Origin of the sequence: Thioalkalivibrio nitratireducens DSM 14787 (assembly GCF_000321415.2) — a bacterium.
GTDB classification, from domain to species: Bacteria; Pseudomonadota; Gammaproteobacteria; order Ectothiorhodospirales; family Ectothiorhodospiraceae; genus Thioalkalivibrio; species Thioalkalivibrio nitratireducens.
Map to the genome: position 1 here is coordinate 1,404,958 of NC_019902.2, position 19,897 is coordinate 1,424,854.

The 19,897-nt window shown below is 67.1% G+C and carries 21 protein-coding genes; 16 read left to right on the plus strand and 5 right to left on the minus strand.

What is annotated here, in order from left to right:
* Positions 1-30: 30 nt before the first annotated feature.
* The 3 genes from TVNIR_RS06705 (at position 31) to TVNIR_RS06715 (ending at position 2,137) form a co-directional block, all read left to right on the plus strand.
* Positions 31-861: a segregation and condensation protein A gene (locus tag TVNIR_RS06705; RefSeq protein ID WP_015258235.1), complete on the plus strand. Its 831-nt coding sequence runs from the start codon at positions 31-33 to the stop codon at positions 859-861.
* Positions 858-1,529, plus strand: coding sequence for an SMC-Scp complex subunit ScpB (gene scpB / locus TVNIR_RS06710; protein WP_015258236.1), 672 nt, complete (start codon positions 858-860; stop codon positions 1,527-1,529). The genes TVNIR_RS06705 and scpB overlap by 4 nt, the downstream gene beginning before the upstream one ends.
* A 194-nt stretch (positions 1,530-1,723) precedes the next feature.
* On the plus strand, positions 1,724-2,137 hold the full coding sequence (locus tag TVNIR_RS06715) for a phosphate-starvation-inducible protein PsiE (protein ID WP_015258237.1): 414 nt from the start codon (positions 1,724-1,726) through the stop codon (positions 2,135-2,137).
* A gap of 30 nt (positions 2,138-2,167) precedes the next feature.
* Here the strand turns inward: TVNIR_RS06715 and moaB are convergent, their stop codons facing one another.
* Positions 2,168-2,713 (minus strand): molybdenum cofactor biosynthesis protein B, encoded by a 546-nt coding sequence (gene moaB, locus TVNIR_RS06720; protein ID WP_083499385.1) that lies wholly within the window; start codon positions 2,711-2,713, stop codon positions 2,168-2,170.
* 26 nt (positions 2,714-2,739) lie between these two features.
* Here moaB and rluB point away from each other — a divergent pair, with 26 nt between their 5' ends.
* The 7 genes from rluB to TVNIR_RS06755 all read left to right on the plus strand — a co-directional run bounded on the left by rluB (position 2,740) and on the right by TVNIR_RS06755 (position 9,544).
* The gene (gene rluB / locus TVNIR_RS06725; RefSeq protein WP_043739479.1) at positions 2,740-3,564 is read left to right on the plus strand and encodes a 23S rRNA pseudouridine(2605) synthase RluB; all 825 of its coding nucleotides are present in this window, start codon (positions 2,740-2,742) and stop codon (positions 3,562-3,564) included.
* Positions 3,565-3,671: 107 nt separating this feature from the next.
* The gene (locus TVNIR_RS06730; RefSeq protein WP_015258240.1) at positions 3,672-4,109 is read left to right on the plus strand and encodes a phosphate-starvation-inducible protein PsiE; all 438 of its coding nucleotides are present in this window, start codon (positions 3,672-3,674) and stop codon (positions 4,107-4,109) included.
* Between the two features lie 8 nt (positions 4,110-4,117).
* Positions 4,118-5,029: a hypothetical protein gene (locus tag TVNIR_RS06735; protein ID WP_015258241.1), complete on the plus strand. Its 912-nt coding sequence runs from the start codon at positions 4,118-4,120 to the stop codon at positions 5,027-5,029.
* Positions 5,030-5,396: 367 nt separating this feature from the next.
* A protein-coding gene (gene prfB, locus TVNIR_RS06740) for a peptide chain release factor 2 (RefSeq protein WP_157092213.1) occupies positions 5,397-6,492 on the plus strand; the annotation gives its coding sequence in 2 pieces (ribosomal slippage) (positions 5,397-5,468 and positions 5,470-6,492; 1,095 coding nt in all).
* Between the two features lie 5 nt (positions 6,493-6,497).
* The gene (gene lysS, locus TVNIR_RS06745; protein WP_043740330.1) at positions 6,498-8,009 is read left to right on the plus strand and encodes a lysine--tRNA ligase; all 1,512 of its coding nucleotides are present in this window, start codon (positions 6,498-6,500) and stop codon (positions 8,007-8,009) included.
* A 115-nt stretch (positions 8,010-8,124) separates the two neighbouring features.
* Positions 8,125-8,337: a hypothetical protein gene (locus TVNIR_RS06750; RefSeq protein ID WP_058933126.1), complete on the plus strand. Its 213-nt coding sequence runs from the start codon at positions 8,125-8,127 to the stop codon at positions 8,335-8,337.
* A 430-nt stretch (positions 8,338-8,767) separates the two neighbouring features.
* The gene (locus TVNIR_RS06755; protein ID WP_015258245.1) at positions 8,768-9,544 is read left to right on the plus strand and encodes an HAD-IA family hydrolase; all 777 of its coding nucleotides are present in this window, start codon (positions 8,768-8,770) and stop codon (positions 9,542-9,544) included.
* Positions 9,545-9,684: 140 nt separating this feature from the next.
* Here TVNIR_RS06755 and fusA read toward each other — a convergent pair whose 3' ends face one another.
* From fusA to ygfZ, 3 genes are all read right to left on the minus strand, one after another.
* A complete protein-coding gene (gene fusA / locus TVNIR_RS06760; RefSeq protein WP_043739481.1) occupies positions 9,685-11,736 on the minus strand; it encodes an elongation factor G in 2,052 nt (683 codons plus the stop codon).
* Positions 11,737-11,963: 227 nt separating this feature from the next.
* On the minus strand, positions 11,964-12,128 hold the full coding sequence (locus TVNIR_RS20000; RefSeq protein WP_015258247.1) for a hypothetical protein: 165 nt from the start codon (positions 12,126-12,128) through the stop codon (positions 11,964-11,966).
* 3 nt (positions 12,129-12,131) lie between these two features.
* Complete coding sequence (gene ygfZ, locus TVNIR_RS06765; RefSeq protein ID WP_015258248.1) at positions 12,132-13,181, minus strand: CAF17-like 4Fe-4S cluster assembly/insertion protein YgfZ; 1,050 nt, start codon at positions 13,179-13,181, stop codon at positions 12,132-12,134.
* A gap of 114 nt (positions 13,182-13,295) precedes the next feature.
* Between ygfZ and sdhC the strand changes: the two genes are divergently transcribed.
* The 6 genes from sdhC to TVNIR_RS06795 all read left to right on the plus strand — a co-directional run bounded on the left by sdhC (position 13,296) and on the right by TVNIR_RS06795 (position 17,994).
* On the plus strand, positions 13,296-13,673 hold the full coding sequence (gene sdhC, locus TVNIR_RS06770) for a succinate dehydrogenase, cytochrome b556 subunit (RefSeq protein ID WP_015258249.1): 378 nt from the start codon (positions 13,296-13,298) through the stop codon (positions 13,671-13,673).
* Entirely contained in the window at positions 13,670-14,008 is a 339-nt protein-coding gene (gene sdhD / locus TVNIR_RS06775) for a succinate dehydrogenase, hydrophobic membrane anchor protein (RefSeq protein WP_015258250.1), read from the plus strand. The genes sdhC and sdhD overlap by 4 nt, the downstream gene beginning before the upstream one ends.
* Positions 14,005-15,768, plus strand: coding sequence for a succinate dehydrogenase flavoprotein subunit (gene sdhA, locus TVNIR_RS06780; protein ID WP_015258251.1), 1,764 nt, complete (start codon positions 14,005-14,007; stop codon positions 15,766-15,768). Before sdhD ends, sdhA begins: the two co-directional genes overlap by 4 nt.
* Positions 15,769-15,815: 47 nt before the next feature.
* Positions 15,816-16,517, plus strand: a complete 702-nt coding sequence (locus TVNIR_RS06785; RefSeq protein ID WP_015258252.1) for a succinate dehydrogenase iron-sulfur subunit — start codon at positions 15,816-15,818, stop codon at positions 16,515-16,517.
* A 324-nt stretch (positions 16,518-16,841) separates the two neighbouring features.
* Entirely contained in the window at positions 16,842-17,096 is a 255-nt protein-coding gene (locus TVNIR_RS06790) for an FAD assembly factor SdhE (RefSeq protein WP_043740333.1), read from the plus strand.
* On the plus strand, positions 17,050-17,994 hold the full coding sequence (locus TVNIR_RS06795; protein ID WP_015258253.1) for a NifU family protein: 945 nt from the start codon (positions 17,050-17,052) through the stop codon (positions 17,992-17,994). The genes TVNIR_RS06790 and TVNIR_RS06795 overlap by 47 nt, the downstream gene beginning before the upstream one ends.
* Before the next feature lie 156 nt (positions 17,995-18,150).
* Here the strand turns inward: TVNIR_RS06795 and TVNIR_RS06800 are convergent, their stop codons facing one another.
* Positions 18,151-19,785 (minus strand): alpha-D-glucose phosphate-specific phosphoglucomutase, encoded by a 1,635-nt coding sequence (locus TVNIR_RS06800; protein ID WP_015258254.1) that lies wholly within the window; start codon positions 19,783-19,785, stop codon positions 18,151-18,153.
* Positions 19,786-19,897: the final 112 nt, after the last annotated feature.

The window sequence follows — 19,897 nt, forward strand, 5'->3', positions numbered from 1 at the left end:
CCCAGGCCGGCGGCGGGGGGCGACCTCTGCATGACCGTCGAGATCCTGGAGGATGCCGAGGCGGAGGCCGGCGCCGAATGGGCCTGCCGGGTTAACGGTGAGGCACTGGCCGAGCTGCCCACCGATCTCTACATTCCCCCCGATGCGCTGGAGGTCTTCCTCGAATCCTTCGAGGGGCCGCTCGATCTCCTGCTGTACCTGATTCGACGTCAGAATCTGGACGTCCTGGCGATCCCCATCGCCGAGATCACCCGCCAGTATATGGCCTACATCGAGGTGATGCAGGCATTGCGCCTGGAACTGGCGGGCGAATACCTGGTGATGGCTGCACTGCTGGCCGAGATCAAGTCGCGGATGCTGCTGCCCCGGCCCCCGAGTGCGGGGGACGACGACGAGGAGGATCCTCGGCTTGCGCTGATCCGCCAGTTGCAGGAGTACGAGCGCTTCAAGACTGCGGCGCAGCGGATCGAAGCCCTGCCGCGGATGGAACGCGACTTTTTCCACGCCCGGGCGTCCCGGGATGCGCTGAGCGGACCGCCGGCACCGGCGCCCGCGCTCGAGGATCTGCTCGACGCACTGGCCGGCGTGCTGCGCCGAGCCAGCCTCAGCGCGCATCACCAGATCAGCGCCGAGGCGCTGTCGGTACGCGAACGCATGACGCGCATTCTCGAAGGCCTCGATCATGACGAGTTCGTCGATTTCATCAGCCTGCTGGTGGGCACCGAAGGGCGGCCCGGGGTGGTGGTCGCGTTTCTCGCGGTGCTGGAACTCAGCAAGGCCGGATTGCTGGAATGGGGGCAGGGCGAGCCGTTCGGGCCGATCCGCGTGCGTCGGCGGCAGGCAGGAGGCGACGAGGGATGAGCGAACCGCTCCGGGGTGCAGAGGCAACGGCGTCGTACGAGCGCCTCGAACTGATCCTCGAGGCGGTGCTATTCGCGGCGCTGGACCCGGTCCCGGTGAAAGAGCTGCAGGCCGCGTGTGCCTCCATCGAAGGCATCGGGCGGGCCGAGGTCGAGGCGGCGCTCGAGCGGCTCGCCGAGCAGTACCGGGATCGCGCGGTCGAGCTCGTGCGGTCGGCCGGCGGGTATCGTTTCCGGGTGCGCGAGCGGTTTTCGGCAGTCGTCCAGGCCGCACAGCCGGAACGCCCGGCGCGGCTGTCGCGGGCGATGCTCGAGACTCTGGCGATCATCGCCTACCGGCAGCCGGTGACCCGTGCCGAGATCGAGGAGATCCGGGGGGTCGCGGTCAGTACCCAGATCATGCGCACCCTCACAGAGCGTGGGTGGGTGCACGTTGTCGGACACAAGGAGGTACCGGGCCGTCCCGCGCTGTACGCGACGACACGGGCTTTCCTCGATGACCTCGGTCTGCACCGGCTGGACGAATTGCCCCCACTGGATGCGTTGCGGGAACTGGTCGACCTGCCGCCGGACGAGGCGCTTACCGACCCTGCATCCACCGGGGCGGCGCCTTCGCCGGGGAATCCGGACGACCCCAGCGGGGACGCGGACCGGGAGCAGCCGCGGTAGCGTACTCCGAGGCGCGCGGCCTCCGGTCTGTCGCTTCAGCGAAGTTCGACTATAGTCCTGCATTCCAGTGGCGCCCGCCAGAGTGCCGGGCCAGCGGGGAATCAGGGTAACGGCGGGTGCGGCTTCGGCGCGGGTCGGCCGGCCGCGGCCGCCGCGGGGGCCTTGCATAAGGACTTCAGGGAGTCGTCCAGACCATGTCGGAAAAGAGCTTCGTGCTGCCCAAGCGGGTTGGCCTGATGATGGCCGAGATCTTCAAGCTCGGGCTGCTGTTCATCGCGGGCTTCGGGATCCTGTGGGCGACGATCATCGAGGTTACCGAGTTCGTGCTGCGGGGTGGGCCTGGCCTCGGCGATGTCCTGATGCTGTTCCTGCTGATCGAACTCGCCGCGATGGTCGCGATCTATTTCCGCACCAATCGCCTGTCGGTACGCTTCCTCGTCTATATCGCGATCACCGCACTTACCCGGGTGCTGGTGGTGGATGCGAAGACCATGGACAACGCCACGGTACTGACGCTGGTCGGCGCGATCTTCCTGCTCACGCTCGGGGTGCTGGTCCTGCGCGGTTGCGAGGTCTGGTTCGGGCAGGATGACGAGCAGAAGGAGTGACCCCCGTCCAGTCCGAACGTACGGGTACGGTCATTCCTTCAAACGCGGCATCAGCATGGTGAGATTGCAGGGGCGCGTGCGTGCATCCAGCTGCGCCTCGATGATCCGCGTCCAGGCCGTTCGGCAGGCATTGCGCGATCCCGGGAGCACGAAGATGAAGGTACCGTTCGCAACCCCCGAAAGGGCCCGGGATTGCAGACTCGAGGTTCCGATCTCCTCGTAGGAAATATAACGAAAAAGCTCCCCGAATCCGCTGATTTCCTTGTCCAGCAACGGCGCGATGGCCTCGGGCGTGCCATCGCGCCCAGTGATGCCGGTGCCGCCGGTGGTCAGAATGCAGTCGACCGCCGGGTCGGCGATCCAGCGCGATGCTTCGGCCCGGATTGCGTAGACGTCGTCGGGCACAAGGCGGCGCTCCGCGAGCCGGTGACCCGCCTCTTCCAGAAGTTCGCCGAGGGTCGCTCCGGAACTGTCCCCGGCCAGGTCGCGGCTGTCGGAAACGGTCAGGATCGCGATCTGCAACGGCGTGGGGGCATCGGTCATGGCGGTTCCCTTTTCGTGTATCGTCGCAGCCATGATAGTTAGCCGTGGCGGCCCTTGAAATGTCAGAGCGCTTGCAGAAGTACCTCGCGGCCCGCGGGCTGGGTTCGCGGCGGGAGATCGAGGTCTGGATCGCGAACGGCGAGGTGATGGTCAACGGCCGGGTCGCCACGCTGGGCGATCAGGTGCAGGCCGGTGACGAGATTCGGGTGCGCGGGCGCGTGCTGCGCGGCGACGAACGGCCGCAGCGCTGGATCGCCTATCACAAGCCCGAAGGGGAGATCTGCAGCCGTTCCGATCCCGAGGGTCGGAGCAGCGTCTTCTCCGCGCTTCCCCGGCTGCGCGATCAGCGCTGGGTATCGGTCGGCCGCCTGGACCTGAATACCTCGGGACTGCTGCTCTTCACCACCGATGGCGATCTCGCGCATGCCCTGATGCATCCGTCGCAGGCGCTGGTCCGGGAATACGCGGTGCGGGTGCTGGGCGAAGTTCCTGCGGAGACCTTGCAGGGGTTGTTGGCCGGGATCGAACTGGAGGATGGGCCCGCGCGTTTCGAGACGCTGGTGGAGGCCGGGGGCGAGGGGGCGAATCGCTGGTTTCACGTGACCGTCTCGGAGGGCCGGAACCGGCTGGTGCGCCGACTCTGGGAGGCCGCAGGGTGCACCGTCAGTCGCCTGATCCGCATCCGCTACGGGCCGGTGGCACTGGGCCGCGGTCTGCGCGTCGGGCGGTTCCGGGACCTCGTTCCGGAGGAGGTGGCGGCGCTGTACGAAGCCGCCGGGCTTCCCCGCGCGCGCCCGGCACACGCCCACGGCCGGCCGGGTGCGCGGGGGCGCGGGGCCGCGCGAGGCAAGCGGGTGCGCGGCCGCCCGAAGCGAAACCGCTGAGCGACGGCTGAACTCCATCGCTGCGGGATTCGGCGCGGCCCATTAGACTATCGGTTCGACAGTCGGTGATCATCGGCTGCAGGCACGGATCTGCGCAAGGGGGGGCGATGGTGGACTTCCAGAAGGCCGGCAAGAGGGCGTTGCACACGACGGAAGTTGCGGTGTTGGCCGTGATCGCGGTTGCGACGGTGATCGCGATCCTGCAGGAAATTGCGCTGATGGTCCGCAACCTCGAGGTCACGCTGGCCGACCTCCTGCTGCTGTTCATCTTCCTGGAAGTGCTCGCGATGGTCGGGATCTATTTGAAATCCGGCCGCTTGCCGGTGCGCCTGCCGCTGTATATCGCGATCGTGGCCCTGGCCCGTTACATCATCATCGACATGAAGTCGATGGACTTCTGGGCGATGCTCGCGGTGTCGCTGGCGATCCTGCTGATCACGATCGCAATCCTGATCCTGCGCTACGGACACATCCGGTTCCCCTATACTGACGAGGGCGAAGTGCCCGAGCCGCCGCTGGCGCACAAGGACCAGCGTGACAGGTGATGTCCGTCATGGAGATCCTGACCCCGGGCCTCTGGGGTTACGCCAGGGAACGGCGGGATCCGGCCGCGCCAACGCCGCGCACCCTGTCGCTGATCCTGGGCCGGGGCCGGCCTGAGCACAGCGACCACCGGGGCTGGGAGGAGGTGTTGGCTTCCCGGCTCGGGTACCGGCGGGGTACCGGCGGCCGGCAGCGCCTGCTGGCATTCCCGGTGAGCCTGACCCCGGGGATGCATGACCTGGTTGCGGCTGCGGTGCCGGATCTGACCGCGGAAGAATCCCGAGCGCTTTGGGAGACCGCGGTGCCCGAGCTGGAGCGGTCCGGCGGGCGCCGACGCGAGGCCTTTCCCGGTGTAAGCGAACTGGAATTCGATGGATCGGGCGACTGGGACGGGCCGCCGCCGTCCGCTGGCTTCGGCCGGCCGATGCCGGCCCCCCGTCTCGCGAATGCCATGGCGCGCCGCCTGCAGGTGCTCGGCAACGCGGTGCAGATGCTCTGGTTCGATCACCCGGTGAATCGCGAGCGGCGCGCGTCCGGGCGGTCGCCAGTCCAGGGCCTGTGGTTCTGGTCTCCGGGCGTGCGGCGCGCTGCGCCGACGATCCGTCGGGTGGCGGGCGGTGGGCTGTTCGCGCAGTGGCTGGCGACGACGGCGGCAGTCGCCTGGACGGCCGATCCGCTGGACGAGCGGGCCGATCTCGCCGTGGTCGACGCGCTGATGGTCACGGCCACGACGGAACGGGTGGAGGCACTGCTGCATTCGCTGTCGGAGGAGATCCTGCGCCCGCGCATCGAGCGTCTGCGAAGCGGCGCCGTGACCGAGCTGCGCGTTCATGACCCCGGGGTCACGCTGGTTCGGGTTGCACGCTCCGACTGGCGCCGGTTCTGGCGTCGCCCGCGTCCGCTCGGCCCGCCGGCCGTCTGATCCGGGATACGATACGCGCGGGCAGCGGGCAGCGGGCAGCGGGCAGCGGGCAGCGGGCAGCGGGCAGCGGGCAGCGGGCAGCGGGCAGCGGGCAGCGTGGCTGCGGCCGCCGCAGGCGAACACAAGAGCACACCTGATTGGCAACGAGAGTCAGCCAGGATCACTCTCTGAGCCACCATCGGCCATACGTTGAGGCTACGCTTTGAGCGGAGGGTGACAGCATGGCAATAAAAGTCCCACTGCCCGAGCAGTCCCTGCGGTTGGCTGACTCTCGTTGCTAATCAGGAGAACACATGCAGTGAATGCCGGCGGCGCAAGAGTCCGCCTTCAGATGGTATACTGATCAGCTTTGCCTGTGGGTATGACCATGGAACTCAATCCCTACTACTCGAACATCGCCGACCTGAAAGGCCGTCTGGAAGGCCTTAGGGGGTATCTTTGACTTCGCCAACCGCGAAGAGCGACTGGAGGAAGTCCTGCGCGAACTGGAAGATCCCGAAGTCTGGAACGATCCGGAGCGTGCCCAGGCCCTGGGCCGGGAACGCGCCCAGCTCGAGGCGATCGTTCTCAATATCCGCGAGATAGAAGCGCAACTCGACGATAGCCGCGACCTACTGGAGCTGGCCGAGGCCGACGACGATCCGTCGACGGTCGACGCGGTCGCGACCGACCTGGATCAGCTGAACCGGCGTGTCGAGGACCTGGAGTTCCGGCGCATGTTTTCCGGGGAGATGGATTCCGCGAACGCGTTTCTCGACATCCAGGCCGGTTCCGGCGGTACCGAGGCGCAGGACTGGGCCGAGATGCTGCTGCGCATGTACCTGCGCTGGGCCGAGCGCCGAGGGTTCAAGACCGAGATCATCGAGCTCTCGGAGGGCGACGTGGCCGGAATCAAGAGCGCGACCGTGAAGTTCGATGGCGAGTACGCGTTCGGCTGGCTGCGCACCGAGATCGGGGTGCACCGCCTGGTGCGCAAGTCCCCGTACGATTCGGGCAATCGCCGCCATACCTCGTTCGCGGCGGTGTTCGTGTCGCCGGAAGTTGATGATTCTTTCGAGATCGAGATCAACCCGGCGGATCTGAAGGTCGACACCTACCGGGCGAGCGGGGCGGGCGGTCAGCACGTGAACCGCACCGAGTCCGCGATCCGGATCACGCACATGCCGTCGGGTGTCGTGGTGGCCTGTCAGAACGACCGCTCCCAGCACAAGAACCGGGATACGGCGATGAAACAGCTGAAGGCCAAGCTCTACGAGATCGAGATCCAGAAACGTAATGCCGAGAAGCAGGCGCTGGAGGATACGAAATCGGACATCGGGTGGGGCAGCCAGATCCGGTCTTACGTACTGGATCAGTCTAGAATCAAAGATTTGAGAACAGGTGTTGAAGTGGGTAATACGCAGGCAGTACTGGATGGCGACCTCGATCCGTTCATCGAGGCCAGCCTGAAGAGCGGGCTGTGACCGCGATGGATGCCCATCACGACAGCGACAGCGGGCGGGTCGACGAGAACAAGCTGATCGCGCAGCGCCGTGACAAGCTGGCCGCGCTGCGGGTGGAGGGTCCGGCGTTCCCGAACGACTTCCGGCGGGATGCCCTCGCCGGCGATCTGCACGCCCGCCACGATTCCGCGGAGCCGGCAGCCCTCGACGCGACAGCGCTCAAGGTGGCGGTGGCCGGTCGCATGATCGGCAAGCGGGTGATGGGCAAGGCCAGCTTCGTGACGCTGCGCGACCTGTCTGGCGACATCCAGCTGTTTGTGCAGCGCGACGCGCTGCCGGAGGGCGTGTACGCCGCGTTCAAGCAATGGGATCTCGGCGACGTGCTCGGCGCGCGTGGCACATTGTTCAAGACACGCACCGGAGAGCTGTCGATCCAGGTGCGGGAACTTCGGCTGTTGACCAAGAGCCTGCGACCGCTGCCGGAGAAGTTCCACGGGCTGTCCGACCAGGAAACGCGTTACCGGCAGCGCTACGTTGACCTGATCACGTCGCCCGAGACCCGGGAACTGTTCCGCGTCCGCACACGCATCATCCAGTACATCCGTGATTACTTCACCGGTGAGGGTTTTCTCGAGGTCGAGACCCCGATGATGCAGGCGATCCCGGGCGGTGCCACCGCGCGTCCGTTCATCACCCATCACAATGCGCTGAGTATGGATCTGTACCTGCGCATCGCGCCCGAGCTGTATCTGAAGCGGCTGGTGGTCGGTGGTTTCGAGAAGGTGTTCGAGATCAACCGCAACTTCCGCAACGAGGGACTCTCGACCCGGCACAATCCCGAGTTCACGATGCTCGAGTTCTACGAGGCCTTCGTGACCCACCACGAACTGATGGACCGTACCGAGGCGCTGGTGCGCGGGCTCTGCACCGAAGTTCTGGGTACAACGCAGATCAGCTATCAGGGAGAAGTGCATGATTTCGCACAGCCGTTTGTGCGCATGACGGTGCGCGAGGCGATCCTTGCATTCAACCCGGATATCCCCGCCGGCGACCTGGATGACGAGGATCGGATGCGCATGTACTGCGAGCGCCTCGGGATCCCGCTGAAGCCCGGCTACGGTCTCGGCAAGCTCTGGATCGAGGTGTTCGAGAAGACGGTCGAGGCCAACTTGCGGCATCCGACGTTTATCACCGCTTATCCGACCGAGGTCTCGCCGCTTGCGCGCCGCAACGACCAGGATCCTTTCGTGACCGACCGCTTCGAGTTCTTCGTCGGCGGCCGCGAGATCGCGAACGGTTTCTCGGAGCTGAACGACCCGGAGGACCAGGCCGAGCGTTTCCGCGCCCAGGTCAGCGAGAAAGAGGCGGGCGATCTCGAAGCGATGCATTACGATGCCGATTACATCCGCGCACTGGAATACGGGCTGCCGCCGACCGCGGGCGAGGGTATCGGCATCGACCGACTGGTGATGCTGCTGACCGACGCTGCGTCGATTCGCGATGTGTTGCTGTTTCCGCATCTGCGCCCCGAGACCTGACGCGTTCGTGCGAGCCACGCATGTTGCCGGCGCCGCCGCAACCGTTTACAGGCGGCGGGCGTCGGTTTTCCTGTGCTAGATTGGAGCCTGACCTCTCGAACCGGGGGATGATGACATGAGTGGCTGGGGTTGCCCTCACGAAGTCCGCGGCGAGTGCCAGCGGGTTCCGGGTCGCCGTTGCGAACCCGGCATGAAGGGTTGCGTGCTGGCTGGCCGTTTCCTGTTCAGTGATCCGGACAAGAACACGCCGCGGATCCTGCGCGAGAAAGCGGCCGGAGAGACGCCGGTGCGGCGCCCGTTGCGGGGGCGACCGGGCGGATCGCGCTGATCGACCCGGGAGGGTAGAACGCGAAGCGCGGCGGGCATTCCAGTGAAAGGCAGCCACGGATGGACACGGAAGTGACTGAACAATTGGGGTGTTTGCAAAGCATCCCGTGTGTTTCGGTGTTCTTCCGTGGCGTGTTGTCATTTTTCGGGGTGTCGTGCCTGCGAGCATGACAGTTAACGTGAAAGTCGCGCGCAGCGCGCACGAAATCCCCCTTTCCCGCTTGCGGGGCCCATCCGTCGGGAGCGGATTTCGAACAGCCGCAGGCTGGCCCGAAGGGCGGAGGGCGGGGTGCCCGGAGTAAAGGGGCCGGGGGTGAGGGAGAGTGCACCGCAGCCGGGCCGTGCACTGTCCCCCTCCCCAACCCTCCCCCGCAAGCGGGGGAGGGTGCTTTCATCGTCGAGGGTGGTGGGCGCGCACCATGAGAGTTAGCGTGGGTTCTGGTTTACGGCTTTCCGGGCGCAACGTCGTGACCCCGCTGGTCGGGCGCAGCAGGCTGCGCGCCGTTACCTTCGACGCGGCGGGTACGCTGTTCGGGTTGCGCGACCCGGTGGGTGCGGTCTATGCGGCCGCCGCGCTCGCGCACGGGTTGCCGCCACGCGAGGGCCTGGCGGAGCTGCTCGAACAGCGTTTCCGCGAGGCCTTCCGCGCGCTGCGTCCGCCCGAGTATCGGCCCGGCGACCGCGCGCACAACGACGCCGAGGACCGGGCCTGGTGGAGGCGGCTGGTCGTGCGCGTGATGGGCGGGCTGGAGCCGTTTGCCCTCGACGCGTTCTTTGACGAGATCTGGCAGACGTTCGCGGAGCCCTCAGTCTGGCAGAAGTATCCGGACGTCGACGCGGTGCTGCAGGTGTTGCGCGGTGCCGGCCTGCGGCTCGCGATCGTCTCGAACTTCGATGCGCGCCTGGTGCCGGTCTGCCGCGGCCTCGAGCTGGAGCCGCGCGTAGACACCATTGTCTTCGCGGCACAGACCGGCGCAGCGAAGCCGGATCCCGGGATCTTCCGGGAAGCCGTATCGCGGTTGGGCGTGATTCCGGGTGAGACCCTGCACGTCGGAGACTCGTTCGCAGAGGACGTCGCGGGCGCGCGCGCGGCAGGCCTGCACGCGGTCCACCTGCAGCGCGACGCGCCCAAGGCCCGGCCGCAGGCCGGAACCGATGCGTCGGCGATCCGCGACCTGCGCGGACTCGCCGCGCTGATCCCCGCTTGATCTCGCGTTGCTCGATATCCCCCTCCCCCGGAACGGGGGGAGGGGTTGGGGAGGGGCAGTGCACGGGAGCAGGGAACGGATCACGCTGACCCGTGACCCCTCTTCAATACGTCAGGGCCGCCTCCGTACCGCGATAATCGTCAGTGGTTCTCGGTGCGGCCGTTGTACGCGCTGGCCAGACGTGCCTGCACCTCGGGCGGGGCGGGTTCGTAGTCGGCGGCCGACATCACGAACTCGCTGTCGCCGGCGCAGATCGACTTCAGCCGTGCCTCGAAACCCTCCATCTCGGCGAGGGGCACCAGCGCATGGATCTCGCTCCAGCCGGGCGCCGGGCTGCCGGTGCCGGTGACGCGACCGCGGCGGCCGGCGAATTCCGCGCTCACCTCTCCGAAGTGGTCCTCGGTGGCCTTGACGGTGACGCTCACCAGCGGTTCCAGCACCACCGGCGACGCTGCCCGAACCGCATCGAGCGTGGCCTGGCGCGCGGCGGTTGAGAACGAGATCTCGTTGGAGTCGACGGTGTGGTGCTTGCCATCGACCACGGCGACGCGCAGATCCTGGATTGGAAAACCGGCCAGTGCGCCGTCGTCCAGCGCCTGTTGCACGCCCTTCTGGACCGCGGGCATGAAGTTGCCCGGTATCGCACCACCCTTGACTTCGTCCTGGAACTCATAGCCGGCGCCCTGGGGCAGGGGTTCCACCCGCAGCGCGACCTCGCCGAACTGCCCGGATCCGCCGCTCTGCTTCTTGTGCCGGTATCGGGCTTCGGCGGTCCGGGTAATGGTTTCGCGATAGGGTACTGCCGGGGTGGCGGTATCCACCTGCAGGTTCCAGCGCCCCTGGAGCTGGTCGAGCAGGATCTTCAGGTGCAGTTCGCCGAGACCCCGGACCACAGTCTGGCGGGTCTGCGGTTCGAATGCGATCTCCAGGCAGGGGTCTTCGTCGAGCATCCGCGACAGGGCCTCGGACAGCTTCTGTTCGTCGCCGTGCTTGCGCGCCATCAGCGCCAGCCCGAACACGGGGCGGGGGTACTGCGGCGGTATCAGGTGATGCCGGTCTTCGTCGTGCGAGTCGTGCAGCACCGCGTCGCGGTGGATTTCGTCGACCCGGGCGACTGCGCAGATGTCACCCGGTACACCGCGTGCAGCCTCGACCTGTTCGCGCCCCTGCAGGCGTAGCAGGTGCGAGACCCGGAACGGCTTGCGCGCGTCGCCGATGAACAGCTGCGTGTTCGGAGTGATCGTTCCCTGGTGGATGCGGAATAGCGCCAGCCGGCCGCGGAACGGATCGTTCTGGACCTGGAAAACGTGCGCCACCGCGTGGCGATCCGGGTCCGGAAGCACCTCGACCGGCTGTGCTGCAGCCCCCTCGCCCTTGACGAAGCGCGGGGGATTGCCTTCGGTCGGATCGGGCATCAGCCGGCCCAGGATGTCGAGCAGTTCCCGGATGCCGGCGCCGGTGCGGGCCGACACGAAACAGACGGGGACCAGGTGCCCTTCGCGCAGCGCCTGTTCGAACGGGTCGTGCAGCTGTTCGGGGTCGAGGCTCTGGCCCTGCTCCAGATAGCGCTCCATCAGCGCCTCGTCGAGTTCCACGACCTGGTCGACGATCGCGTCGTGTGCCTCGGTCACGCTGGAGAAGGCCGCGGCCGCCTCGGTATCGGGCTGGAAGAAGCAGTCGATCACCCGCTCGCCGTTCTTCGAGGGCAGGTTGATCGGCAGGCACTCTGGTCCGAACTCTTCGGTGATCGAGCGCATCAGGTCGCTCAGGCCGGAACTCGCGGTGTCGTCGATCCGGTTCACGATGATCATCCGGCAGCGGTCCCCCGCGGCCGCCATGGCCCGTCGCGTCACCGCCTCGACACCGGCGGTGGCGTTGACCAGCACCGCCGCGGTTTCCACCGCGGGCAGGGCGACCAGGGCCCGCCCGACCAAATCGGGCAGTCCCGGCGTGTCGAGCAGGTTGATCCAGTGCCCGGCCCATTCCAGGTGGGCGGCGGTGGTGCTCACGGAGTGTCCGATGGACTTCTCCAGCGGATCCTGGTCGCTCAGGGTATCGCCACGCTCGATGGTGCCGGGGTTCTGGATCGCCCCGGCCGCGGCGAGCAGGGCCTCCAGCAGGCTGGTCTTGCCGCTGCCGGTGTGGCCCAGCAGTGCGACATTGCGGATATCCTGTACTGAACTCGGTGTCATGGACTCGTTCCCGTTCGTCGGCGGCATCACCCCGAAGTCTGGCCTGCCGCCGGCGGGATGACAATGGGTGGAGGACGTCCGGTCGAGGGCGTCGGGCGCGGGTCTTCAGCCGCCGGGGTCCGGGAGGCAGACGGCATGGCCGCGCTGACCACAGCGGAGCGGCCCGGAAGCCCGGGACTCCGGCGCAGGCGCGGCGGGGTTCGGTCGGCGGGGACGCGCGGACGGCGTCAGAAGTAGCCGTCCAGCCGCAGGTAGCCGATCACGAACAGCAGCGCGAGCACGCCGGCGATCACGTACAGTGTGTTGGAGAGCTTCCGGTTGTTGGGCCGGCTGAAGAAGGCCGCCCAGAGCGCAAGCACGATCAGCACCGCAAAGAAAAACAGGAAGCGCATGATTCAGGCCCCCTCGGGTACGGGATAGGGCAGGGGGATCAGGTGCGCGGCGGGCCCTGTCGGGTTGCCCCAGCACAGCGTCTGTTCGGCGGCCGAGACCTGCAGTACCGCCAGCGCGGCCCAGAGTCCGTCGGGGTGCAGCACCGCATCGACGATCTCGCCGTCGGGCTGGGCCGCATCGCCGCCCGCGCGAAACACCGGGCTTCCGGGCAGCGGCCGTTCCTGGCCCTCGATCGCGAGCCGGAACATTCGGCGCTTCAGCCTGCCGAGGTAATGCATGCGTGCCACGACCTCCTGACCAGGGTAGCAGCCCTTCTTGAAACTGATGCCGTTCAGTGCGTGCAGGTTGACCATCTGGGGAACGAAGGCCTCGCTGGTCTCCGGATGGATCTCGGGAAGTCCGGCCAGGATATCGAGCAGGCGCCAGCCCTCGGGGCCCACCGGGGCGCAGTGGACGTTGAAGTCGTCCCACAGCGAGCTGCAGGCGTCGATCTCGCCGAAAATCTCGAAGCGGGGGTGCATCATGCTGGGAATCCGGACCACCGAGACCTCGCCCCGGGTGAGCACGTCGTTCACCTCGACCGGAAACGCGCCGAGCAGCTGCTGGAGCTGGTTCTCCGCGTCCGGGCCGGAGAGCCCGAAGCGGATCCGGGTGTCCTCCGCGTTCTCGATCACCACCTGGGCCCGCATCACGAACATCGTCAGTCGCTTGCGCACCACCTCGGCGCGTTCCGCGCGCGTCTCGAGGAGATACGCGTCGCGGTCCAGCAGTACGCGCATCACCGCATAGGCACGGCCCTTGGGGCTCGAATAGCTGGACAGCTGGGAGCGCGTTTCGGTGACCTCGCGCATGTCGTTGCCGAACTGGCTCTGAAGGAAATCCCGGGCATCCTGCCCCCGGACCTCGAGCAGTCCGCGGTGGGAAAGATCGCAGAGAATCGACCCGTTTACCGTAACGCTACGCTCGCGCTCGGGGTTGCCGAAGTCGCGGAGCACGGCGCCGTCGAATTCGGCGCCATTGTCGATCAGGTGCTTCTTCCAGTCTTCCCGCATCGCTTGCCCCCCGCGCTGTGGCTATACTGTGGAACCAACGGGGCCCCATAGTAGACGAAGCCGTCGATGGGTGTCAGATAGGCGGGGTATACCCGGTTCGACGAGGAGAAATGCATGGCCAGCGTGGTCCGTCCAGTCTTTCTCGATCTGCGCAGGATACGTCTTCCGGTCAATGCCCTCGTCTCCATTCTCCACCGTGTGACCGGCGTGTTGCTGATCGTGTCGATACCGCTGGCTCTGTGGCTGTTCGCGGTCTCGCTGTCGGGTCCCGAGGGTTTCGAGCGGGCCGTGGGCGCGATCCGTCATCCGCTCGGCCTGCTGGCGCTGCTCGGCTGGTTCTGGTTGCTGACGCACCATTTCTTTGCCGGCGTGCGGTTCCTGTTGCTCGAGTTCGGAATCGGCGAGACGCGCGAGGCATCACGAACGACGGCCTGGTGGGCGCTGGGCGCGGGACTGGTCGCGGCGCTACTGCTCTGGGCGATGTTCCTGTGAGCCTGCTGGGCGGGCAGCGAGCCTGGCTGCTGCAGCGGGTCACCGCGGTCTACGCGGGCGTCTACCTGTTGGGCGCGGTAGCGTTGCTGCTTGTGCGCCCACCGGCGGATCACGGTGCCTGGCTGGCGCTGGTCGCGCATCCGGCCGTTTGGCTGGCCACGGCGCTGTTCGTGCTGGTGCTGCTGCTACACGCCTGGGTCGGGCTGCGTGACGTGATCCTCGACTACCTGAAACCGGCCTGGGTTCGGCTCACTGTGCTGACGCTGGCGGCAGGAGTCTTCCTGGTGATGGGGTTCTGGGCCCTGTGGATCCTGATCGACGCGGTGCTCCGATGAAGCTCAATGCCCGCAAGTTCGATGCGCTGATCATCGGCGCCGGCGGCGCCGGGCTGCGCGCGGCGCTGCAACTCTCCAACGCCGACGCGCGGGTCGCGGTGGTGTCCAAGGTGTTCCCGACACGTTCGCATACCGTCGCGGCGCAGGGCGGCGTGAATGCGGCGCTGGCGAACGTGCTGCCGGATTCCTGGCACTGGCACATGTTCGACACCATCAAGGGCTCGGACTACCTCGGCGACCAGGATGCGATCGAATACATGTGCCGGGCCGCACCGAAGGTGGTCTACGAACTCGAGCACTTCGGCGTGCCGTTCTCCCGGCTCGACGATGGCGGCATCTATCAGCGTGCGTTCGGCGGGCAGAGCCAGCATTTCGGCAAGGAGCAGGCGGCGCGCACCTGCGCCGCGGCGGACCGTACCGGGCACGCGATCATTCACTCGCTGTATCAGCAGAACCTGCGAGCCCGCACGCATTTCTTCGACGAGTACTTCGCGATCGACCTGATCAAGGACGACGAAGGCTACGTGCTGGGAGCGGTCGCGTTCGAGATCCTGTCCGGCGAGGCGATCGTGATCGAGGCGAAGACCACGCTGATTGCAACCGGCGGTGCCGGGCAGATTTTCCGCACCAACACCAACTCGCTCAGCAATACCGGCGACGGTATGGCGATGGCGCTACGCGCCGGGGTGCCGCTGGAGGACATGGAGTTCGTGCAGTTCCATCCCACCGGCATCGCCGGACGCGGCATGCTGATTACCGAGGGCGCGCGCGGGGAAGGGGGATCCCTGATCAACAGCGAGGGCGAGCGGTTCATGGAGCACTATGCCCCGAACGCGAAGGATCTCGCATCGCGCGATGTCGTGAGCCGCGCGATCGCGGTCGAGGTGCGCGAGGGCCGCGGCTGTGGCCGGAACAAGGACCACGTGCTGCTCGACGTGCGCCCCCTCGGCGCCGACACGATCCTGAAAAAGCTCCCGGGAATCCGGGAGATGAGCATCACTTTCCTCGGCATCGACCCGATCGAGGCACCGATCCCGGTGTTTCCGACCTGCCACTACAGCATGGGCGGCATCCCCACCAACCGCGACGGTCAGGTCGTCGTTCCGGTCAGGGACACCCCCGAGGATCCGGTGCCGGGCCTGTATGCGGCAGGCGAGGTCGCTTGTGTCTCGGTGCACGGGGCGAACCGGCTCGGCGGCAATTCGCTGCTGGACATCCTGGTGTTCGGGCGTACGGCGGCCAACCACATCCTCGCCTACCTGGACGAGAACCACTATCACCGTCCGCTGAACCGGCCGTCGGTCGACCGGGCGCTCGAGCGGCTCGCGCGCTGGGACCGCAGGGGCGATGGGGAGGCGGTGGAGCCGCTGCGGCGCGAGCTGCGCAAGGTGATGGAAGACCATTGCGGCGTGTTCCGCACCGCGGAGGTGATGCAGGAGGGGGTGGCCCGGCTGCAGGACCTGCGCGAGCGGATCGACCGGGCCGTGATTCGGGATCACACGCAGACATTCAATACCGCGCGGGTCGAGGCGCTCGAACTCGAGAACCTCTGGGACTGCGCGATCGCGACCCTGCGCTCCGCGCTGGGCCGCGAGGAGAGCCGCGGCGCCCACAGCCGGGTCGATTTCCCCGAGCGCGACGACCAGCGCTGGTTGAAGCACTCGCTGTATGTGCGCGACGGCGACGTGCTGGACTACAAGCCGGTGCGCACGCAGCCGGTGACGGTCGAGTCCTTTCCGCCGAAGCAGCGGGTGTACTGAGATCCAGCGACCACCGAACAGGCCCACCGACCTCGAAGGCGCCGACCATGGAATTCTCGATCTACCGTTTCAACCCGGACACCGACCGCGAACCGCGGATGCAGGCGTTCACGCTGGCCGAAGACCGGGTCGAACCGGGGATGATGCTGCTGGACGCGCTGATCCTGCTGAAGGAACAGGACGACAGCCTCGGCTTCCGCCGTTCCTGCCAGCACGGCGTTTGTGGCAGCGACGGCATGAACATCAACGGCAGCAACGGGCTGGCGTGCATCACGCCGCTGGCAGGGCTGAAGACGCCGGTGGTGCTGCGGCCGTTTCCCGGGATGCCGGTGATCCGCGATCTGATCGTCGACATGGACAACTTCTACCAGCAGTACCGCGAGGCCGAGCCCTGGCTCATCAACCATTCCCCGGAGCCCGAGGTCGAGCGCCCCCAGAGCCCGGAAGACCGCGACCGGCTCGACGGCCTGTACGAATGCATCCTCTGCGGCTGTTGCTCGGCTTCCTGCCCGTCGTACTGGTGGAACCCGGACCGGTTCCTGGGGCCGGCCGCGCTGCTCCAGGCGGCGCGTTTCATCCACGACTCGCGCGACCAGGCGACCGAGCACCGGCTCCAGCGGCTCGACGACGCGTATCGCCTGTACCGTTGCCACAGCATCATGAACTGCACGCAGGTCTGCCCGAAGGGCCTGAACCCGTCGAAGGCGATCGGCGACATCCGCCGGACGATGATCAAGCGCTCGCTGTGATGCAGGCTGCACCATGCCCACGGCCATGGCTCCTGACCATCGCGCACCACAAAAAGGCGAGCCATGGAGGCACGGGAACGCATTGAACACACATCAATGTCCATTTCTCCCGTGTCTTTCCGTGGCGGATTCTCACGCGAAATTTCATGGTGCCGGGCCACCCCAGGCGATCAGAATCTCCCTCCCCCGCTTGCGGGGGAGGGTTGGGGTGGGGGTGCGGCGCCGATCCTGGCCCTCACCCCCGGCCTCTCCCGCAAGCGGGAGGAGGAGGATTCGGTGCGCACTGCGCGCGACTTTCACGCTACTGCGGACCGGGGGGCGGGTGTGAGACCGGATGCGCGTACGCGCTGGCGCTGTCGCCGCGGCATGCTCGAGAACGATTTGCTGCTGGGGCGGTTTCTGGATCATGGATACGACCAGCTCGACCAGGAGGGTCGCGATGCTTTCGAACGCCTGCTCGGATACCCAGACGACGTGCTGCTCCAGGTGGTCCTGGGTCGGCAGGAAACGGTCGACCCGGGGATAGCGCGGCTTGTCCCGATCATCCGCGCCGCCGCTGCGACTCGGGCTGAAGACTGACCGTATCCTGCCGGCGTTGGGAGTTGCCGGCCTGCTGCTGCTCGCAGCCGGCGTGCTAGCGTACGCGTTTCGGTACAGCAATCTGCCGGTTGCGCTCGGACTGGGAGCGCTCGCCGCCGTCGCCGGCGCCTGGACCCGGGTGCAGCGCGCACCGCACTGGGACTGGCTGGGCTGCGATGCGCAGGGACAATGGTGGCTCGCCACGCGCGCGGGGCTGCGGCACGAGGAGCGCGTGCCGATCCGCGTCTGCTCCGGCAGCCGCGTGTTTTTCTGGCTGGTGGTTCTGGTCTACCGCCCGGCCGGCGGGGGCGGCACCCAGGCCCTGTGGCTGCCCTGGTGGCGGCTGGCGCCCGACGATTTCCGGCGTCTCCGGGTTCGGCTGCGCTGGGGGTTGGTGCTCGAAGAGAAACCGCGCGCGCTGAACCGGCTTCGCGCGGGGGCATCCCGGGCGGTTGCTATACTCGGCGCGAACACCCGATTCGGAGAGCCGCGCATGAATGCACCGCGAGAGATGCCGGCGGTGGAACACCTGCTGAGCGATGATCCGGCGCATGTCTACAGTGAGGACGAACTCGACGCGATCGAGGCAATCGACGCGGAACTTGCGCTGCGGCTGGATCGCGCCCAGACCTTTGCCCGGCACCAGGCAACCGAGGTGCCCGTGGACGATCCGATCGACGAGGCGGCGGTACGCCAGGCCGTGGAGGAGGCGCGCCGCATCCTGATGCAGGACGGCGGCGACATCGAATATATCGGCCTGGAGGGACGCACCGTGCAGGTGCGGCTGAAGGGCGCCTGCGTTGGCTGCCCGCGCTCGGCGCTGGACCTGCGCAACGTAGTCGAACGGCTGGTGCGCTCGCGCGCGCCGGGCGTGGAGCGGGTCGCCAACACCTTCTGACCCCAGCCGGACCGTGGCGTCCTCGCGATTATCCTCGACCGCTTGCGGGAAAGCGAACGATTACGGGGATCCGTAGCCGGGATGCGGTCTGCGCGGTCGCGTCTGCCGCCACGATCGCCGCTGCACCGGCTTCCACCCGGCCCGGCACCTACCCCGTCAGGTAACCACGTCCGGGCGATCCTTGCCCGTGCAGCCGGTGATGTCGGCGATCTGCTCGGCGAGCTCGATCAGCGGCGCCAGCGCGTACTGGCTGTCCTGATCGAGCTGCTCCGGGCGCGTCTCGTGCCGTTCGAGATAGACCCGCAGCGTCGCTCCGTGGGTGCCGGTGCCGGAGAGGCGGTATACCAGGCGGGCGTCGTCCTCGAACAGGAAGCGCAGACCCTGGCCCGTGCTGATGCTGCCGTCGACCGGGTCGGTGTAGCCGAAATCGTCGGCCGCGCGGATCCGCAGTGCGCCGAATTCCTGCCCCGGAAGCTCCGGCAGCGCGCTGCGCACCCGTTCCATCAGCGCCTCGGCGCGATCGCTGTCGATCTCCTCGTAATCGTGGCGGCTGTAATAGTGGCGGCCGAACCGGCGCCAGTGGTCGCGCACGATCTCGGATACGGATTCTCCCCGGGCTGCGATCAGGTTCAGCCAGAACAGCACCGCCCAGAGGCCGTCCTTCTCGCGTACATGGTCGGAGCTGGTGCCGAAGCTTTCCTCGCCGCAAAGCGTGATGCGCCCGTCGTCGAGCAGGTTGCCGAAGAATTTCCAGCCGGTCGGCGTTTCGTAGCAGGGGATGCCCAGCGATTGCGCCACCGCGTCGACCGCCTGGCTGGTCGGCATGCTCCGGGCGACGCCCCGGAGCCCGTCGCGATAGGCCGGAACCAGGCGGGCATTGGCCGCCAGCACCGCCAGGCTGTCGCTGGGGCTGACGAAGAACCCGCGGCCCAGGATCATGTTGCGGTCGCCGTCCCCGTCGGACGCGGCGCCGAAATCCGGAGCTTCGCGCCCGAACATCAGCTCCGCGAGTTCGCGCGCGTGGGTCAGGTTCGGATCGGGATGCCGCCCACCGAAATCGGCCAGCGGCTCGGGCCGCATCACCGTGCCCTGAGGTGCTCCCAGACGCTCCTCGAGGATCTCGCGGGCGTAGGGTCCGGTCACCGCGTGCATCGCATCGAAACGCATCTGGAACCGTCCGGACTGCAGCAATGCTCGCATCGCGTCGAAATCGAACAGCGACTCCATCAGGTCGGCATAGTCAGCAACCGGGTCGACGATCTCGATCTCCATCTCGCCCAGCTGCGTGTGCCCGACATGATCGATATCGACGTGGGGCGACTGGGCGATCCGGTAGTGCTGGATCTCACGGCTCGCGGCGTAAATCGCGTTGGTGACCGATTCGGGCGCGGGTCCGCCGTTGGCGACGTTGAACTTGATGCCGAAGTCACCGCCGGGCCCACCGGGATTGTGGCTGGCCGAAAGGACGATGCCGCCCGCCGCGCCCCGTTTCCGGATCAGGTGACTGACCGCCGGGGTGGAAAGAATGCCCGCTCGGCCGACAGTAACCTTGCGGATCTCGTTGGCCAGAGCGATGCGCAGGATGATCTGGATCGCCTCGCGGTTGAAGAAGCGGCCGTCGCCTCCGAGGATCAGCTCGGCCCCGCGTAGGCCCGGCTGGCTGTCGAAGATGCACTGGACGAAATTCTCGAGGTAATGCGCTTTCCGGAAGTGCGCGACCTGCTTGCGCAATCCCGAGGTGCCGGGCTTCTGATCGTGGTATGGGTGGGTCGATACGACGCTGATTTCCATGTTCGGTTGAAGTCCCTTGCCTGAGCGGGGGCGCACGGAACGTGCTGTGCGTGAAGGTAGCAGAAACGGGGTCGGGTGTCTGCGCATCGACCCCACGCCGGCCAGTGACCCG

Excerpts from the sequence above, each read along its gene's own strand:
- fusA (WP_043739481.1), bottom strand. The coding sequence starts at position 11,736 with ATGACACCGAGTTCAGTACAGGATATCCGCAATGTCGCACTGCTGGGC.
- sdhA (WP_015258251.1), top strand. The coding sequence starts at position 14,005 with ATGAAGCTCAATGCCCGCAAGTTCGATGCGCTGATCATCGGCGCCGGC.
- TVNIR_RS06730 (WP_015258240.1), top strand. The coding sequence starts at position 3,672 with ATGGTGGACTTCCAGAAGGCCGGCAAGAGGGCGTTGCACACGACGGAA.
- ygfZ (WP_015258248.1), bottom strand. The coding sequence starts at position 13,181 with ATGCGGGAAGACTGGAAGAAGCACCTGATCGACAATGGCGCCGAATTC.
- sdhC (WP_015258249.1), top strand. The coding sequence starts at position 13,296 with ATGGCCAGCGTGGTCCGTCCAGTCTTTCTCGATCTGCGCAGGATACGT.
- scpB (WP_015258236.1), top strand. The coding sequence starts at position 858 with ATGAGCGAACCGCTCCGGGGTGCAGAGGCAACGGCGTCGTACGAGCGC.
- TVNIR_RS06800 (WP_015258254.1), bottom strand. The coding sequence starts at position 19,785 with ATGGAAATCAGCGTCGTATCGACCCACCCATACCACGATCAGAAGCCC.
- rluB (WP_043739479.1), top strand. The coding sequence starts at position 2,740 with ATGTCAGAGCGCTTGCAGAAGTACCTCGCGGCCCGCGGGCTGGGTTCG.
- TVNIR_RS20000 (WP_015258247.1), bottom strand. The coding sequence starts at position 12,128 with ATGCGCTTCCTGTTTTTCTTTGCGGTGCTGATCGTGCTTGCGCTCTGG.
- lysS (WP_043740330.1), top strand. The coding sequence starts at position 6,498 with ATGGATGCCCATCACGACAGCGACAGCGGGCGGGTCGACGAGAACAAG.
- TVNIR_RS06750 (WP_058933126.1), top strand. The coding sequence starts at position 8,125 with ATGAGTGGCTGGGGTTGCCCTCACGAAGTCCGCGGCGAGTGCCAGCGG.
- TVNIR_RS06735 (WP_015258241.1), top strand. The coding sequence starts at position 4,118 with ATGGAGATCCTGACCCCGGGCCTCTGGGGTTACGCCAGGGAACGGCGG.
- moaB (WP_083499385.1), bottom strand. The coding sequence starts at position 2,713 with ATGGCTGCGACGATACACGAAAAGGGAACCGCCATGACCGATGCCCCC.
- TVNIR_RS06785 (WP_015258252.1), top strand. The coding sequence starts at position 15,816 with ATGGAATTCTCGATCTACCGTTTCAACCCGGACACCGACCGCGAACCG.
- TVNIR_RS06715 (WP_015258237.1), top strand. The coding sequence starts at position 1,724 with ATGTCGGAAAAGAGCTTCGTGCTGCCCAAGCGGGTTGGCCTGATGATG.
- TVNIR_RS06705 (WP_015258235.1), top strand. The coding sequence starts at position 31 with ATGACCGTCGAGATCCTGGAGGATGCCGAGGCGGAGGCCGGCGCCGAA.